This is a genomic window from Sporosarcina saromensis (assembly GCF_054901285.1).
The window spans coordinates 549435-565963 of record NZ_CM142738.1; the positions used below are offsets into that span (position 1 = coordinate 549435).

Annotated in this window: 14 protein-coding genes; 6 read left to right on the forward strand and 8 right to left on the reverse strand. The window is 41.3% G+C overall.

Annotated elements, in window-relative coordinates:
- Positions 1-584 precede the first annotated feature (584 nt).
- On the forward strand, positions 585-923 hold the full coding sequence (locus ACVHUV_RS02625) for a zinc ribbon domain-containing protein YjdM (protein ID WP_462086049.1): 339 nt from the start codon (positions 585-587) through the stop codon (positions 921-923).
- Between the two features lie 18 nt (positions 924-941).
- Here the strand turns inward: ACVHUV_RS02625 and ACVHUV_RS02630 are convergent, their stop codons facing one another.
- The 3 genes from ACVHUV_RS02630 to ACVHUV_RS02640 form a co-directional block, all read right to left on the reverse strand.
- On the reverse strand, positions 942-1766 hold the full coding sequence (locus ACVHUV_RS02630) for a cytochrome c oxidase assembly protein (RefSeq protein ID WP_462086050.1): 825 nt from the start codon (positions 1764-1766) through the stop codon (positions 942-944).
- Positions 1767-1923: 157 nt separating this feature from the next.
- Complete coding sequence (locus ACVHUV_RS02635; protein ID WP_462086051.1) at positions 1924-3675, reverse strand: GMC family oxidoreductase; 1752 nt, start codon at positions 3673-3675, stop codon at positions 1924-1926.
- Positions 3676-3690: 15 nt separating this feature from the next.
- A complete protein-coding gene (locus ACVHUV_RS02640) occupies positions 3691-4521 on the reverse strand; it encodes a gluconate 2-dehydrogenase subunit 3 family protein (protein WP_317945713.1) in 831 nt (276 codons plus the stop codon).
- A 182-nt stretch (positions 4522-4703) separates the two neighbouring features.
- Between ACVHUV_RS02640 and ACVHUV_RS02645 the strand changes: the two genes are divergently transcribed.
- From ACVHUV_RS02645 to ACVHUV_RS02655, 3 genes are all read left to right on the forward strand, one after another.
- Positions 4704-5129: a GatB/YqeY domain-containing protein gene (locus ACVHUV_RS02645; protein ID WP_462086052.1), complete on the forward strand. Its 426-nt coding sequence runs from the start codon at positions 4704-4706 to the stop codon at positions 5127-5129.
- Between the two features lie 380 nt (positions 5130-5509).
- On the forward strand, positions 5510-7045 hold the full coding sequence (locus ACVHUV_RS02650; RefSeq protein WP_462086053.1) for an AbgT family transporter: 1536 nt from the start codon (positions 5510-5512) through the stop codon (positions 7043-7045).
- A gap of 328 nt (positions 7046-7373) precedes the next feature.
- A complete protein-coding gene (locus ACVHUV_RS02655; RefSeq protein ID WP_462086054.1) occupies positions 7374-7838 on the forward strand; it encodes an SRPBCC family protein in 465 nt (154 codons plus the stop codon).
- A gap of 30 nt (positions 7839-7868) precedes the next feature.
- Here ACVHUV_RS02655 and ACVHUV_RS02660 read toward each other — a convergent pair whose 3' ends face one another.
- Complete coding sequence (locus ACVHUV_RS02660; RefSeq protein ID WP_462086055.1) at positions 7869-8402, reverse strand: hypothetical protein; 534 nt, start codon at positions 8400-8402, stop codon at positions 7869-7871.
- A 397-nt stretch (positions 8403-8799) separates the two neighbouring features.
- Here ACVHUV_RS02660 and ACVHUV_RS02665 point away from each other — a divergent pair, with 397 nt between their 5' ends.
- On the forward strand, positions 8800-9504 hold the full coding sequence (locus ACVHUV_RS02665; RefSeq protein ID WP_462086056.1) for a class I SAM-dependent methyltransferase: 705 nt from the start codon (positions 8800-8802) through the stop codon (positions 9502-9504).
- Positions 9505-9691: 187 nt separating this feature from the next.
- Here ACVHUV_RS02665 and ACVHUV_RS02670 read toward each other — a convergent pair whose 3' ends face one another.
- Entirely contained in the window at positions 9692-10105 is a 414-nt protein-coding gene (locus ACVHUV_RS02670) for a universal stress protein (RefSeq protein WP_462086057.1), read from the reverse strand.
- Between the two features lie 35 nt (positions 10106-10140).
- Positions 10141-11550 carry a SulP family inorganic anion transporter gene (locus tag ACVHUV_RS02675; RefSeq protein WP_371391285.1) on the reverse strand — a complete coding sequence of 470 codons (1410 nt, stop codon included), beginning with the start codon at positions 11548-11550 and terminating at the stop codon, positions 10141-10143.
- A gap of 124 nt (positions 11551-11674) precedes the next feature.
- On the opposite strand from ACVHUV_RS02675, the gene ACVHUV_RS02680 reads away from it, so the two are divergent.
- A complete protein-coding gene (locus ACVHUV_RS02680) occupies positions 11675-12223 on the forward strand; it encodes a recombinase family protein (protein ID WP_371391284.1) in 549 nt (182 codons plus the stop codon).
- Between the two features lie 261 nt (positions 12224-12484).
- Here ACVHUV_RS02680 and ACVHUV_RS02685 read toward each other — a convergent pair whose 3' ends face one another.
- Positions 12485-13066, reverse strand: coding sequence for a DUF6434 domain-containing protein (locus ACVHUV_RS02685; protein ID WP_371391283.1), 582 nt, complete (start codon positions 13064-13066; stop codon positions 12485-12487).
- Positions 13067-13299: 233 nt separating this feature from the next.
- Entirely contained in the window at positions 13300-16389 is a 3090-nt protein-coding gene (locus ACVHUV_RS02690; RefSeq protein ID WP_462086844.1) for an ATP-binding response regulator, read from the reverse strand.
- Between the last annotated feature and the right edge of the window lie 140 nt (positions 16390-16529).

A 16529-nucleotide genomic window follows, 5' to 3' on the forward strand; every position in this document is an offset into this window, starting at 1 on the left:
GGCGAGTTGGTTAACCAATTTGTGAGATATAATAATATCCAATTTCCCTTAATCCTCGATAAACACCGGATTTCCGCTCCAGACGGCGCGTTCCCCGGGCACAACTTCAGCCAAGCCAACTGCGCAGGGTGAGCTTTGACTTAAATTCTGTGCATTTTACAGAACTTAAGGCAGCCTCGGTGAACCGTTGCTCCTAACGCTACGCTTTTACTCGCAAAAGCTGTTCTTCGTGACAGCTTTCGCCGCCTTTTGCTCCAATCCTGACGAGCATTTTTTAAGTTGAGAGGAAAATAAGTTGTCAGCACAAGCTAGTTGGCTGGAGTGCAGGCGCCGACTCCTGCGGGGGAATAGCACGAATGGTGAGACCCCGCAGGGAGCAAAGCGGACGAGGAGGCTCACCCGTGCCCCGCGGAAAGCGTGCGCCGGAACGCAAGCCAACGGGTTCGAAGAAGTATACTTGTAAAAAATAGCTAATCAACAGGCCTGCTACGATAAACAATTAATCCATATTCTCTACCACCACTTGGCTTATTTTGTTTGTTTGATATAGTAGAGAGGAACATACCGGATGGAGGAATCAGATGATGAGTACATTGCCAAATTGTCCTAAATGTAATTCAGAATACACATACGAAGATGGAATTCTGTTTGTTTGCCCTGAATGTGCATACGAATGGACAGCTGAATCCGAACAGGAAGCGCAGGAGGAGAAAGTGTACCGTGATGCGAACGGAAACGTCCTGCAAGACGGAGACACTGTTACGGTCATTAAAGATTTGAAAGTGAAAGGCAGTTCCAATGTTGTCAAAATGGGAACGAAAGTGAAAAACATTAAATTGGTGGATGGCGATCATGATATTGATTGTAAAATTGATGGATTCGGCCCCATGCAACTAAAAACTGAATTTGTGAAGAAAATCTAAAAAAGCTGCTGTCCGGAGTTAATCGGGATAGCGGCTTTTCGCTTCTATATGCCACTCATATTTCATAACCATTCCTAAACTAACCTTGTGCAACCCGAGCATGAAAAAACCCGAAAGTGCTTGGTCGTACTTCGTATTGAAGGGGGATGGTAATACATCGGTGGAACCGAGACTTGGTGGCAGGCATAAATGGACCGTAAGTTGGTTGAATAAAGCATTATTGCCACTATCGATAAAAGCAGTCAGTATGAATAATAGGCAAGCAGGTAAAAGGATGTACCCACTGTTCATAGCGTATCGCTTCATTTGATTGGCAGCTAAACGTTTTTTGGGGTCCGGCGAAACCATCGGCCACCACATCCCGAAGGAAAGAATGAATAGCACAAACAGATACGCATTTTGAAGCATCGGTATTTTTACTAAAACAGTAAGCATGAAAGGTAAATGATAAAGCAGAAAAAGTAGCGCAAACAGGTAGAGGCTTGCGATCGGAACGTTTCTGAGGCGAGAAGTTGTTTTGACAAAACGCTTACTTGTTAGTTTTTGGAACAGTGATTCGGGAATCCCAAGGAGAAGCAGTGGTGGAATGAGGAAGTATAGGATGCTCATTTGAATCATATGTAAGCTGAAGGATAGGTGGCTGATGACGGCTAAAGGGCTACCGACGATGGCATACAAGAAAATCATGCTAACTAGAAACAGCATCGGTTTACAGCTGAGCCATTTTAACGCTGTATAGTTATGAATAAACCATATATACACACAATAAGTACATGCGCATGCAATAAATAAATACCAATTCCATGTCATTTGTCCACTCAGCAATAGCCAGAAGTCTGGCATAACAAGTACCCCCCTCTTTAAATGGCACGTTACCTGTAGTATATGTATTTTTAATTGAACTGGTTCCGTTTTGAAGCAACAAAAAACCGCATGAACCAACTATAAATAGGTTGGTTTCATGCGATTTATTCGTTCTAGATTCGGTTTTGGACTGCTGTTACACTTGCGTACTCACTTCTTTTTTAGCGACCAGCATACCGCCTTCTTTCAAGTACTTCTCAATTCCTTCTGAAGCACGATAGGCAAGCGCACCAACGGTTTCTGTCGGGTGATGGCCTGCGAATTGAGGGAACGCGGACGCACCGATAACAAAGATATTTTCTGCATCCCACATTTGTAGATAATTATTTACGGCAGACGTCGTAGGATCTGTACCCATGATGACACCACCTGCGTAATGGCCACCGTCATAGACGTGGTCGAATTCTTGAGGCACTTCATCCTCATCCACAATGTCTGCGCCCATCGCTTCCATAATTTCACGAGATTTCTCGATACCGAATTTAGCGATATTGCGGTCTTGGTCAGTATATTTAAAGGTTACGCGTAATAGCGGATCACCGTTGTCATCCTTGTAAGTCGGATCTAAACTGAGGTAATTGTGCCACCACGCCATGTTTGCGGATGTGTACCAAACGACCAATGATCTATTTGTATAATGAACAGACTTCTTTTTGAATTCTGCTCCCCATGAAGGTGTTCCTTTTGGCACTTTGTTCGTTGCGATAGGGCCGGAACCGTATTGACGCATTTCAATACCGCCACCGTTGAGGAAATTTAAATTCGTATGGTCGAAGTTATCCGCTGCATAATCGCTGATGACGCCCCCTAATGCTCCTGCACCTGCATAGTAATTGAATTTCTTCTCATCGAAGAAGCCACGTGCACCTAGGAACGTAATGCCGAATTGACCGTTGTAATTTCGACCGATGACCCCTTTTCGCGTTTTCGGATCATACGGCTCGCCGATTCCAGATAGTAAGAGCAAACGATTGTTTGTAAAGGTGAATGCTGCGAGCACGACTACGTCTGCAGGTTGTTCGTATTCCTCACCCGTCAATGTGTTCACATACAAGACACCTGTCGCTTTGCCATTTTTGTAGAGGACGCGTCGGACATTCGCTCCGACTCTTGCTTCAAAGTTCCCCGTCTTTGTCGCAGTTGGAATGACGGAAACAAGCGGGTCTGATTTTGCTCCGAAGTCACAACCGTATTGCGTACAATAAGAACAGTACATACAAGCATTCATCGCTTCACCATCTGGATTTGTGTATGACTGCGATAAATTTCCTGCTGGTACTTGGAAAGGATGATAGCCCAACTTTTTTGTTGCTTCTTTAAATAACTTAATAGGTGGTGATTCTTTCATAGGCGGGTTTGGATAGTCACTGGATCGTTTGGCGGCGAGTGGATTTGGATCCTTTTCACCTGAAATACCCGCTGTCTTTTCCCATTTGTCGTAGTATTTTTCCATCTCATCATAGGTGATGCCCCAGTCTTGAATCGTCATCCCTTCAGGAATCTTGCCTTTGCCATAGCGCTCAATCGTTTTGCTTTTAATCTCAAAATCATACGGTGTCCATCGGTAGCATGCACCTGCCCAGTGAACGCTGCCGCCACCTAAGTCCGTTCCCGCCATCATTTCTTTACGCGTTCGAACCGGAAGAGCGACTTCGTCTAAATTATTACGAGATGTAATGGTTTCAGAAGAAAGGTTTTGCATCATTTCATAGCGATTTGTATAGCGGAGCTCATCTTTCACTCCGATGTAATCTTCCCTCGTCTGGTTTTTCCCTCTTTCCAATGCGACTACTTTATAGCCAGCTTTTGAAAGTTCAGCGCAGACAACGCCTCCTGCCCAACCAGTTCCAACGACGACGACATCCACTTTTTCTAATTTAATGACCATCTATGTTTCCTCCCATTAATGACCTTGATAATTGCGTAAACTCTGTGGTTCTAACTTTACAAATTCATCTACTTCAATTTGTGCCATGTAACTTGCTCGCGGACCGGGATATTCCTTCATCTTCCAGCCCATCATGTTTTTATTCCCACCATAAACGGGATCTGCGTAGGCTCCTTCTAATGTCGTTTGTAGCAACATATTGAAAAAGTTTTTCGAACCGATTCCTTTTAAATCCACTTTTCCTTCATCGAACATGCGCAGCACTTCGTCTTGTTGTTCTCCTGTCAGTTTGACAAAGCTTGCACCAAATTCTTTTTGTGCAACGTTATCCATTTCACGGAGCCCCGTAACAAAAATCTCACTTCTCGTCATTTTTGTTTGGTAACGCGGCGTTGGAGCAGGTACTTGTGTTTCAGCGTTTGGACCTTGTTGGCTTTGATTTCGCGAGTTATTATGCGTGCCTGTATTGGTCGTATAGACGGCAAAAGGCCCTTTCATATATTCCTTGGCGTTAATGCCCCATTCTGTGCTCAATTGTTTGTCAATGAAATACGGAATGCCAAGTTCAATTGCCCCTGGTCCTAAATCATCTTTTGGAAAAATACGCTCTGTGGCGGCAGCTAAAATATCAAAATCTTGTCCGCGACTGAAAAACACACGCGCATCTTGGATAAGTCCATTTTCTTGTGTCGATTGTACGGCGGGCTTATCTTGCAACTGGTTTGTCAGTAGACTGCCAAATAGCCCCCCACCGACTACTCCACCCGCCACAAGGCCCGTATTTTTCATGAACGTACGGCGGCTCATGCCTTTTTTATCTTGTACGCCTTTAGGATTGTCTGCCATTTCGTTTTCCTCCTTCAAATAATGACCGCTTTCTATTCATAGTTGCCAGAGTCATCAATTTATATTCAAATTGTGTATGTAGTGATGACGAAAGTTGATTTTGGGAAATATCTCTTCTATACTTTTTACACATAGCTTTGTGTCGTTCATTTCTAACGAAACAGAGAGAGGAGAGAAACAATATGTTAAAAACAACTGTGTTCGAACAATTGAAAACTGCAATGAAGGAAAAAAACACTCTCGCAAAAGGTGTACTAACGCTTTTAAAATCCGCATTGGATTCTGCTGAAAAAGAGAAAGGGTCTGCATTGACAGAGCAAGAGGAAATTGCGGTTGTCAACCGTGAAGTCAAGCAGACGAACCAAGCGTTAGATGGCGCAAAACAAGCACAACGCGACGATTTGATTGAGCAAGAGGAGAAGAAATTGTTACTATTGAAATCCTTCTTGCCAAAGCAATTAAGCGAAGAAGAAGTAAAAGCGATGCTCACTGAAGCAGGTGTTACAAAAGGCATGAACATGGGTGATGCCATGAAAATTGCGAAACCGTTGCTAGCGGGTAAAACAGATGGCGCGACGATGTCGAAGGCTGTCAAAGACTTGATTTAATCTGTAGAACATGAATAACCCACCTGAGCATATGACTCCAGGTGGGTTTATTAATGCCATTTTTTAGTAATATGTTTCTATACTTGTTCTCCGTAGGTACTATTTATTTTTCCACGATTAGAATATCCACTTGTCGCTAGCCACTTCAAAGAAGCCACTCCATAGAATTTTTTATACTATTTTTCGACACCCTAAATAAATGAACCCCTACAATACAACAATTAAACAACTTACTAACTAGTAGGACATTTCCTTAAATTTAATCATTTTACTCTACTATTTATCTTCCAATGAAAGTTTACTATACTAAAGTTTAACCAAAATACAGACAAAATTAACAGAATAATGAAATGTATTCTGATGAGAGAAAGGAGTCTTCCATGCATACAAAACGTACAGGGTTCTTCCAAAAGTTTTTAGATATGATCGAAAAAACAGGGAACCGTTTACCACATCCAGTGACATTATTTGCGATCCTTGCACTTGTTGTCATTGTTCTTTCAGCTGTCGTATCTTCCTTTGGGATTAGTGTTCCTCACCCAGGGAAAGAAGGAGAATCGATTGAGGTTACGAACCTTCTCAGTGTAGAAGGCATTCACTATATCATTACCAACATGACAGCTAACTTCATCGGTTTCGCACCACTTGGCGTCGTGCTCATCACAATGCTCGGTATTGGACTAGCAGAAGGGTCTGGTCTAATTAGTGCGTTACTTCGCGGATTTGTCATGTCCGTTCCAAAACGACTGATTACACTTGGACTCGTTTTCGCAGGTGTCATGTCGAGTGTTGCTTCTGACGCAGGCTATGTTGTACTACCACCTCTAGGGGCTGTCATCTTTGCCGCACTCGGACGACATCCGCTTGCAGGTCTTGCAGCGGCATTCGCTGGCGTATCTGGTGGTTTCAGCGCTAACTTATTGCTCTCTGGGACAGATGCTCTATTAGGGGAATTAACAATCATGTCCGCTGCAATTATCAATCCAGCTTATGCGGACGGTATGAATATCGCCATGAACTATTATTTCATCGCATTTTCTGTTGTAGTTCTTACAGTAGTAGGGGCTTGGGTGACGGAGAAAATTGTCGAACCACGTCTTGGAGAATACAACGGTGAATTCCGTGAAAAGGTAGAAAAACTTTCAGCTATCGAGAAAAAAGGGTTACTATGGGCTGGACTTTCATTACTCATAGCTGGAATCCTTGTCTCTTTACTCGTATTACTACCAGGTGCACCGCTACGTGGAGATGAAGCGGATATGCCGATTATCAAATCACCATTCATGAAATCACTTGTACCAATTATCGCGTTCCTCTTCTTCGTACCTGGACTCGTTTACGGGAAAGTGACAAAAGAAATACGGAATGACAAAGATGTTGCGAAGATGTTATCTGCCACAATGGCTGCAATGGGTACTTTCATTGTATTGTCCTTCACAGCGAGCCAGTTCGTTGCATTCTTCTCAGAATCAAACATGGGACTTGTTCTCGGTGTTTATGGTGCAAAGTTCCTTGAAAGCATCAACTTGACGGGCATTCCATTGATTTTATTGTTCATTGTTATCGCGGCATTCATTAACCTGTTCATCGGTAGTGCGTCCGCAAAATGGGCAATGATGGCACCAGTATTTGTTCCAATCATGATGGAACTTGGCTATTCACCAGAGCTCACACAGATGGCATACCGTGTAGCAGATTCATCAACAAATATTATTTCACCACTGATGACGTACTTTGCAATCATCATTGCATTTGCACAGAAATACGATAAGAAAATGGGTATTGGGACACTCGTATCGGTCATGTTCCCTTACTCGATGTTCTTCTTGTTGTTCTGGAGCTTGACGCTCATCGTCTGGATGCTGTTCGGCTTCGACCTTGGACCAGGATCTCCAATTCATTACGATGGTAATTAACACGAAAGAGGCTGAGACAAAACTCTACTTAGACCGTTTCTCTGCGCTCCAAAAGGCACGCTTTCCGCGGGGCGCGCTTGAGCCTCCTCGTTCGCGTCGCTTCGCTTTGCTCCCTGCGGGGTCTCAACAATCGCGCTACAGTCCCGCAGGAGTCGGCCTTTTTCCGCTCCGATCCACTCATGAATATGAAAAAGAGAAATTGTAAAAGCAGAAAAAAAGCATGAAGGCGAATTTTGCCTTCATGCATTTTTTCTGTTTTGTCCCAGCCTCTTTATGCACGGCGTTATTTGGTATACTCCTAACATTAGCATGCAAGGAGGGTGAACAAATGCCGACCATTGAATACGAGATCTATATTGAAGCCCCTATTCATACTTGCTTCGACCTAGCGCGCAATGTCGAAGTGCATACGTTGACGACTGCAAAAACGAAAGAGCGGGCAGTCGACGGCGTTACACAAGGATTGATGGATGAAGGTGACACCGTGACATGGGAAGCTGTGCACTTCGGCATAAAACAACGACTAAAAGCGAAAATTATTCAAATGAATGTGCCCTATTCATTCACAGATGTCATGCTCTCAGGGGCTTTTCATTCATTTACACATGTGCACACATTTTACGAACGTGGCAGTGGAACGGTGATGAAAGACTCGTTCACTTACAAGTCTCCATTTGGAGTAATAGGTCGATTTGCAGATAAGTTATTTTTAGAGCGGTATATGAAAAACTTCATCGTAAGTCGTGCAAAAGAGCTGAAGCATATTGCTGAACATAGAAAAGAACTGCATTGAGTAGCAGTTCCTTTTTCATTCTATCTCTTATTACGCGCTAATCACTTTTTGTTGTTGTATTGTGGCATACATACGAATGAGCAAAACCGCTTCAAGCAACAATAAGACAATCATTGGCAGGAATGCGTAGGAAGGGGTAAAGAAAAAGCAAATACCCGCCACTATAAACGTAGCAAACACGCCTCCTACTAACCTGTCTACCTTTGCAAATATGCCTTCCTGCAGTAGTAAATGCAGAATATAAAAGATTATGCTCATTCCTACTAGTGCCAGTGCAAGGAGGAAAAATCCAACAAACGATGAACTAAATGTAGACAACGCATGAGTCTGAATTGAGTTCCCAGTGCCATTGAGTACGACAAAAAATACACTATGCGCAAGCATGAATCCTATCCATAATCGAATTCGCTTGAATTGATCACTTTGCAAGTGCAACTCACGAACACCTACATACATGAATAGATAGCCAATTACATTCGTTACATAGAACAAGATTCCTGTATCGACAAAAGATACATTTGTCGTAAAGAAAATGAAAAATAGGCCTAACACAATCTTTTCCATGTCTTATTCCTCTCCTCGCAGATAGTAACCTGTAAATAATTGTAACATAAAGAATAATTTCAATCTATTTTATATTCAACCGAACTATTTTACTTGTGTCTGATAGCATGTAATCGTTTTGCAACATTTGTAACAATTTATTCGCCACTCTTGTTAGATGCACACGTTCTAACACTACTACTACACACGCTTTCCTACTTTTACTCCTCCGACACCCATAACACCTGTTTACCTGCCTGAAGTCACACTGCTGATTGTAAAGCGCTCATACCCCTTTCCAGTACCGTCAAAGCAACAATGGAAGCCATCATTTTAATTATTTTGTAACGGCAATGACCTATTACCACTCAAAATTTTCAGTATAATTTATATATAGATGAAGAAAGAAGGGATTTAGTTGAATGAGACAATTAGTAGCTACGATGATGTCGTAGAGATGTTAGATTCTTTATTAAGAGAACCTACAGATTTTTGGAATGCATTTTATGAGGACCGTGATAAAAAAATCCCCTTTTTCGTAAATAAACCGGATGAGAACTTAGTTTCCTATTTTGAAAATCAATTCATCCAGCCTGGAAATGTCCTTGAACTTGGCTGTGGCCCCGGTAGAAACGCTCTATACTTTGCTGAAAAAGGATGCACCGTTGACGCTGTTGATTTATCTGAAGAATCTCTTCAGTGGGCGGAAGAACGCGCTATCGAAAAAGAGGTCTCTGTAAATTTCATTCACAAAAACATTTTCGAGCTACAACTTAAAGAAGAAGCCTACGATATTATTTACGATTCTGGTTGTTTTCATCATATAACACCACATAGAAGAATGAGCTATCTTAACTTACTCTCTCATTCTTTAAAACCCGGTGGCTACTTTGCCATTACGTGTTTCGTAAAAGGTGGTGAGTTAGGTGGGGCTGATATAACGGATTGGGAGGTTTATAGAAGGCGTAGTCTACAAGGAGGCTTGGGCTTTACTGAAGAATCCTTGCGAACAATCTTTAATCGTTTTGAAGTTGTTGAAATACGGAGAATGAAAGATTTCGAAAACGATCAGCAATGCTTTGGAACTTCGGCTCTATGGACTGCGTTGTTTAGAAAAAGCTAGAACAGGTATCTCACTGACTTTGTTTTAGAAGACACTTATAATCTAATGAATATTTCTGTAACAGATTAGGGAAATAGACGGCTTACCATATTTTTGCGAAGCAATTAGAAAGATACACAAAAAGGTACTTGTTAGGAACTCAAGCGGCTTGTTTTATGCCCCTTGCTCCTTCAAGTACCTTCTTCACTTACTTCACAACCGTTACTGGACAGTCCACGTGCTTCATCACTTTGTGGCTAACGCTACCGAGCACCATTTCTTGAAACGTATTCAATCCACGGCTGCCGATAACAAGCTGGTCAATGTCTTTTTCATTCACATATTTAATGATTTCAAGGCTTGGCGTCCCCTTCAACATGGTAATATCAGCCTTCACACCTGCTTCTGTCGCCAAATCTAAAACTTGGTGCACTTTTTGTTCCCGTTTTAACGAAAGACTTTCAGGGCTTTGTGCTAATAACCGTTCGTCTTTCGCCTTGTTATAATCTGCAACATAAATGATTTCCAACTGTGCATTTGGAACGTATTGCGCAAGTTGGATTGCATGTTTTGCCGCACGTAACGCGTTCTCTGATCCATCAATCGCTACAGCAATCTTCATGTGGGTTCCTCCCTCAATGTACCGTTATACTTACTTTACAGTAACTTTTCGTATAAATGCTTACTTGAAGCATTCAACCCTTGAATCTTCACGTTCACACCTTTTTCTTCAAGCTTCTGAACGACTTTAAAAATTGCACCGACTGCCGATTCATCCCATAGCTGACTATCTTCGAAATTAATGATGATGTCCTGCTCCGTCACATTATCGAATGACTGAATGAATTTCGTCGTGGACGCAAAAAATAACGGTCCTTTAATTTTGTACTCCCCTTCATGATTCGTTACGGTCACACGGGAAATTTTCGCTACGAAGAATAACGCACTTAAGATGACACCGACGACGACACCGATTGCCAAGTTATGCGTGTACAAAATAATTACGACAGTAATGAGCATAACTAATGATTCCGTTCTCGGTGCTTGTTTTAAAAACTTAAATGAGCCCCAGTTAAACGTTGTCATACTTACCATGATCATGACCCCTGCAAGAACGGGCATCGGAATTTTCGTCACCAGATCTCCTAAAACAATGATCAAGAACATGAGGAAGACACCAGCGGTCAATGTCGATAATCGACCACGACCACCCGATTTGATATTAATGATGGACTGGCCAATTAACGCACATCCTGCCATGCCACCGAAAAATCCGGTGATGAAATTCGCAATCCCTTGTCCGCGCGCTTCCCGATTTTTGTTACTCGGTGTATCCGTCATATCATCCAATACTTGAGAAGTAAGCAATGATTCCAACAAACCAACAATCGATAATGCCAATGAATACGGTAAAATAATTTTCAACGTTTCTAAATTCAATGGGATGTCAGGAAAGAAAAATGTCGGTAACGAATTCGGCATCGTCCCTAAGTCACCGATTGTTTGCATCTTTACACCGCTCATAAGCGCAATCGCTGTCATGACGACAATTGCGATTAAAGGCGCAGGAATAGCTGTGAAAAACCGCGGAATCGCATACACTAAAATCAGTGTAATCATTGCGAATAAAAATGCAGAAGTTGTCGATCCAAACCAATATTGCACTTGCGACATGAAAATCATAATTCCTAGCGCATTTACGAACCCGAGCATGACCGAGTTCGGGATGAAGCGCATTAAGTTCGCGACACCGAGCCCGCCAAGGATAAATTGAATGATCCCCGTGAGAATTGTCGCAGCCAATACGTATTCCAAACCGTGGTCTGCCATTAAACTGACAAGCACCAAAGCCATCGCCCCGGTCGCCGCGGAAATTAACCCTGGTCTGCCGCCTACAAATGACGTAATGACGGCAATTGCAAACGAAGCATATAACGCAACACGCGGATCGACGCCAACGATAAAAGCAAAAGCCAATGCCTCAGGAATAAGTGCCAGTCCTACAACGACACCCGCCAACAGGTCAGCACGAACATTCCCAAACCATTGTTGTTTTAAACTATACATATTCTAAAAGTGCCCCTCTCATGATGACTAAACTTACAAATAGAATTCCCTAGTGGTAGAATGTTATTAGCATATCATTTGTCGTCCCATAAGTGAATAGTTTTGGGAACAACGAGGTGAAAAAATGAAGTACGGATACAGCCGACCGATTGTACAAGATCAGCAAGGAACACAACAGCTTAAAGGACTCACGCTTGAACACCAATACCGTGAAACCCATGGACTTGCGAAGAAACGAACTGCACTTGAGCAGTTATTCATGACTGTCCGACAAGGGGATGAATTATATTTCCAAAACGTCGAAGCGTTAGCCGATTCGTTGCAACAACTACTCGACGTATTACGGCTCGCCGAACGCGATCAAATCACCATCCATTTCTTAGATGAGCAACTGACCAATCGCACCATCCAGCAACACACTTTCCTTCAGAGTGCTACATTTTTCATGAACATCCAATCGACCTTTTTAAGCCATTCTTCCACCTTCGCCTTACAAGAAGCAAAAGAACAAGGCAAATTGATCGGCCGCCCTCGGAAATCCGATGAGAATCTACAACGTGCGTTTGCAATGTACGACAGCAAAAAATACTCACTCTATGAGATCAAAGAAGCTACAGGCATCAGTAAATCCACATTGTACCGGTATTTAGACGATCGCTCTGCGGGGAATTAAATGCGTAAAAAAGGTACCACCTACCTCTTATATATGTAGGGTGGTACCTTTTTTAATTTCCTCTAAGACTAAATTGATGGTTCAAAACGTTAGACGTAGACTCTACTTTAATAAAATTTTTGAAAGTTATTCGGTGTGATGGTGAAGCCACTCTACAATTACAGAAAGTGAATGTTTATATTTTTAACAATTAAACTGTTTTAGCAATAAAAATCATTATTTTATTAAACGCAAAAATAACCATCTATCTTTATGTTATTCCTATATTTCTTGTTCATTCCCTGGAATATACTTATTACTCCCCGGTAGCCTTTTAATTGTATGCCAAGCTTCTATTGCATCTGCTCGACTCTTATGTTTGTTAGTGGGATCTGCAAAATAGTCTCTAGTGAACTGGTTGTATTCAAACTGTGAACCAATTTGCCTTTTATACGCCGGGTCTTTTTTTCGCTCTTCTTCTTCATGCCATGCGTTGACAACGTCCGAATAGGTCTTCCCTGCGTTTTCTCTAAAATAGTTTTGAATAAACGTTGAGAAATGAAAGTTCGGAATGACTGATTGAAAAAACGCTCGTACGGCTTGACTACAGCGGTGGTTATCCGAAATGATCGTGTCCAAACTGAGATTGGTATTCATCGCTTTCTTAGAAGGAGATTTTTCTTTCTGGATGGGTCTTTGAATTTCTCCTGTTTGCAAAAAGGCTGAAATTCTCTCCGTAAGCTCCATTTTCGATCCAGAAACACGCATTCCATTCTCTCTACAAAATGTTTGCAGCTCTTCTTTTAACCAATAATAATTGCGAAAATCTTGCGGGTATAACTCTTTGCTAAGTATCGGTCTCACGCAACGTACCTCCCTATCAAGTTACCATTATTATAGAACATTTGTTTGTTTTAGTCTTTGATAATACTCGTCAACGGTTGCTTTCATGCTATAGACTTGCTAAACCTACTTCAAACTAGTCCAGCACGGACAATACAATTTAGTGGGAGGATGATAGAAAACACCTCTTCGCTGCCTAGATGCTGGGTATTACCCACTTTTTAGCGAGAGGTGTTTTCAAATTTGAATATTATTTATTTCCCTATGTCATTCGGAACCATAAAGGATACCTTTGTCCCCTTATCTTTAACGCTTTCAATTTTTAGCCCTTGACCAAATTGATGTTTTAACCGAAGGTCCGTATTCAATAAACCAATGCCTGATTTATGACTAGCAGTTTTCTTCAATAACCCCTCTACTTTCGATTTCTCCATACCTACTCCATCATCTTCCACGCGTATTTCTATATGATTTTCCAATTGTGAAATACATATCGTTAACTGCCCACCTTCTGGACGATTCATAATGCCGTGATGAATCGCATTATCCACGAGTGGTTGTATCGTTAGTGAAGGAATAATGACTTGTAAATCATCGTCTACCTCCCATTTAATGTGTAAGCGATCTGCAAATCTTTCCTTTTCAATGAGTAAATAGGCTCTGACTAGTTCCAGTTCATCTTCAAGTGGAGCAAGTTCATTCAAATTAGTAAACTTGAACTTCCCGCGTAGTAACTGGCTAAATGCTTCTAACACCTTTTGCATTCGATCAAGATCAATCTCACTTAATGCCATAATTGTATTCAAAGCATTAAATAAGAAATGGGGTTGAATTTGTGCCTGGAGCCAAGCTGCTTCGATTTGGAGTTTTTCCTGCATTGCTTTTTTTACACCCGCCAACGCTTGAACTCTTGATTTGAATTCCAATGCATCTACGGGTTTCTTGACATAATCATTGGCACCTGCCAAAAAACCATTTTCAATGTCTTTTGGTTGACTCCTCGCCGTTAATAACAAAATTGGAAGCTCCGTTAGTGAAAAACGTTCACGAATGCGCTTTGTTAAATCATATCCAGATATTATCGGCATCATCACATCGGAAATCACTAAGTCCCATTCTTTTTCTTCTAGTAAGGCAAGTGCTTCGGTGCCGTTTAAAACTGTCTTCACGTTATATTTATTAGCCGCAAGCATCGTCTCAATTACTTGCAAATTAATCGGATCATCATCAACAACTAGTATTCGAGGTCGCTCAACATCAACTTCCGTCTCCGTTTGAATGATTGAATCCTCAAAACTTGTTTTCTTCATCTCACTTTCACTACTATATTCCATCGATTGTACGTGCGGCTGCATTTGACGAATCGCTTCTGAATGCGCTAAAGGCATTTGAAAACTAAAAATCGTCCCTTCATCTAGAACAGATTGAACATGTAATGTACTCCCATGCAACTCAACCAATTTCTGACTAATGCTTAAGCCTAAACCAAACCCGCCATCTTCTCTGCTAGCTCCCTGCGTATAGGGTTCAAAAATATGCTTTAGAACCTCTTTTTCCATCCCAATCCCTGTATCTGCGATTGAGATTTGTGCCTGACCTTCTTGCATACACGCTTGTATGGTAATGACGCCATGGTTTGTAAATTTAATGGCATTATGGAGCAAGTTAAAGACAATTTGAATGAGTCGCTTTTCATCTGCCAAAATCAAAGGAAAATCTATCGGTATCTTATTCACTATTTGTACTGGTTTTCCCTCAACCATATATTCCAGCATATCAACGACGCCTACAGTAACGGCTTGAAGTGAACAAAGTCCAAGATCTATCTTTGGATTTCCTTCTTTTAAATGGGTCATATCAAGTAAATCATCGACCATTACCGACATCTGACGACTGACTGATATAACGGCTCCTAAATCTTTAACACTTCTTCCTTGCAATGTGGACTGTTCTCTCTCAAGAATTGCTTCGGATATATTTAAAATGCTATGTAATGGATTCCTTAATTCGTGGGATGTATTCGCCAGAAATGTGTCTTTTATTTTATCCACACGTTGAAGTTCTGCTGCTAACTGATTCGTATTCATAAACATTTGATGATATTGCTTAAACCAAACACCCGCAAAACAAATAACTGCAATAATTAGATCGAATGGATAGTAAACTACCTTTAAACCTGTATTTAACGAATAGGCCCACCAACCAATATGACTCGCTAAAGCAATACTTGACAGCGCTAACCATATTCCACCGGTATATTCTTTCTTTGTAATGAGTAGAGCTAACGCTGAGATGGCTGCTGATAAAATCACGTACGAAAAACTAAACGTTGACGCAAAATCCAGCAAATCTAGCGGTAAAATCATAACAATTACAATAACACCTATACTAACTACCGTGTAGATTGTTACAAATGGTTTGACTAAAGATTGAATTTGCGGCTTCACACAATGGATCATCGCTAAACCAAATAGTATTAACAGTGAAAAAGACATTTTAAAAGAACCTGTGTAATCCATCTCGATATAGTGAAATAATACTTTTTCGTCGCCACCCATCAAATTCGAAACAGAACTTACAAGTAACATTAAAGCAAAGTAAAGAAGACGACGATCTCTAATACCAATTACAAATAATATACAAGCAAATAAAGCATGAATGATAAAAACAACTGCGGTAATCACTTGTAACAGCGTCGATAGTTTTACATCTGATAAGATGTTCTCTTCGTAACCGAATTTAATTGAACGAACGAGTCCACTTGAACGGGGGTCCACGAAGTTTGTTGCCTGTAAAACAATCTCTATAACACCCTCTTCATCCGCCCGAATAGAAGACGATACATATGGAACATTTAGTGCATGGGCATCTTCTTCATTGTCTGCAACCTCTCCCGATTTCCCCGAAAATAATCCATTAATATACAAGGCGGAGGAACTACGAATGCTTGGAACCTGCATTCCATATGTTTGGTTTTGATCAGGATTAACTAAAATGCGTAGATGATAAGAGCCATACCCATACGGACTATGGTCTCCTGGATTCAATACTTCTGACCAATCTCCCGGTGTTTGTATATAACGTTCTGTCACATTATCGCTTGCCCTCGGTATTGTTGTAATGTGTTCATAAGGGGAGAACCCCCACTCGCCATTCAGTGATAGGACTTTTCCATCCGAAAAATCCCACTCACGTAAATCAAGCACCCCATTCTCAATAATTGGCTGATCTCCTGTTTCGTTAAACGTATTAATCCACTGTAATCGAAAGCCTGTAAGTAGTAACGCAAATAAAAGAACAGCAACAACCATTGATCCTACACGCCATTTTTTCGTGATTTTCACCAATGAACTTCACCTCCTTAACAGTAAATTAGCTTTCTGATAATTTTTCCGAATCTTAATTTCTATTATAAAGAAGAAATTTCACTGTATGATGGTAAAAAAATCAATTTAAAAGGTTTGGGTTGCAGGCATTCAAACAA